Annotated in this window: 2 protein-coding genes; both read right to left on the bottom strand. The window is 63.2% G+C overall.

Features of this window, described 5'->3' with window-relative positions; translation table 11 throughout:
• A partial coding sequence (locus VBE63_RS29685; RefSeq protein ID WP_323686561.1) for a hypothetical protein occupies positions 1-224 on the bottom strand: 224 nt, incomplete at its 3' end.
• 614 nt (positions 225-838) lie between these two features.
• Positions 839-1251: DUF4417 domain-containing protein (locus VBE63_RS29680; RefSeq protein ID WP_323686560.1), on the bottom strand; the 413-nt coding region annotated here is incomplete at its 5' end.

Below are 1251 nucleotides of genomic sequence, written 5' to 3'. Positions count from 1 at the left end.
GAGCCGTTGCGCACAGCGGCATGCCAGCCGAGAGAGGCGGCGGACTGAGCCAGGCGCTGGGCTTGGGCGCGTTGTTGAGCCGGGATGAACAGGCAAGCGGGGCTGGGGAGCTGGCCAGCGGCGGGAGCGCGCCAAGCCCACACCGAGCCGCGGGCATTGGTGCGACATAAGATGCGGCCGTTAAAGCGCGCGGGGACCGAGAAAAAGCCAGCGGTTGGGGACATGGCGGGAGCCTCCAGGGCGGGGGGCCGACCCGATGCCGACCCTTAGCTATAATTATATTACATTTAGGAGTATTTGCAAGTAAGGCTATGATATAAAAGAGATTAAGAGCCAGGAAAACCCCACAGGGCGCGCGCAGGCCAGCCACCCACAGCCGAGTATTGGCACGCCTTTTGCGGACCACCCCCCTCAACAGCCCTCTTCCTGCGCGGGGCTTAAAGCTGGCAACAGACGATAGGGGGATGACTACGCCAGCATGATGACGCGCTAATCAAACCTCTTCCCGCGGCGGAGCCCACCGATTAAGAGACGACAGGTTGGCTGTTGTGCACACCATTAATGCAGCGAGGGCAAAGAACACGTTGCGTTGGCGCGCGAGAAACAAAACACTTTGCGATCAGCGACTAGCCCACGATAAGCGTGAAGGCGACACCGTCTTAATCCTCAGTGCGAAGCCTCCTTAATGGACCCACCTCAGTCTTGGGGCTGCGCTATTCCGCGCTGCCCGTCTTGCGGCCTGATCTCCTAAAACAGGCGCGTACAGCAAAACCCGGCGTGCTATTCGCGCGCGGGGTTTTGCCTGCGTCCACCTTTCAGCCGGGCGCGGTAGCTTCTCTCAGCGGGTGATGTGGTGCGCTTGGTGGCGATGGGCGTTCAGTCCCTGCGGCCTGATCGATGCGCCGGCGTGGCTGCGGTAGGTGTTCCAGAGCTGGGCCGCGAGGGGCCAGTCGGGATAGCGGCTGAAGTCGGGGGTTAAGGTGGCGAAGTAGCCGGCGACGTGTCGCGCGCCGATGTCGAGACGATCAAGCCGGGAACGGTACGGCAGCAGGCGGAAGTCAGGCGGGAGGTCGAAGGTTGGGGGCAGTAGAGCGGGGATGACATAGGCGCCCTCCTCGCTTGGCCAGATGGCGCGTTCGCAGTGCAGCGCGTCGTAGCTGCCGGGTTTGACGGACCAGTTGGCCGAGCTGCGAGTCAACCGCCCTTGGGCTTGCTGCTGTCGTTGCCGCGGCCACCGGTGGGGTGGCGGGA

Origin of the sequence: Lamprobacter sp. (assembly GCF_034860625.1) — a bacterium.
Lineage (GTDB): Bacteria > Pseudomonadota > Gammaproteobacteria > Chromatiales > Chromatiaceae > Lamprobacter.
Note: the sequence above shows the minus strand (reverse complement) of the source record. Positions and strands in the feature narration are given on the sequence as shown.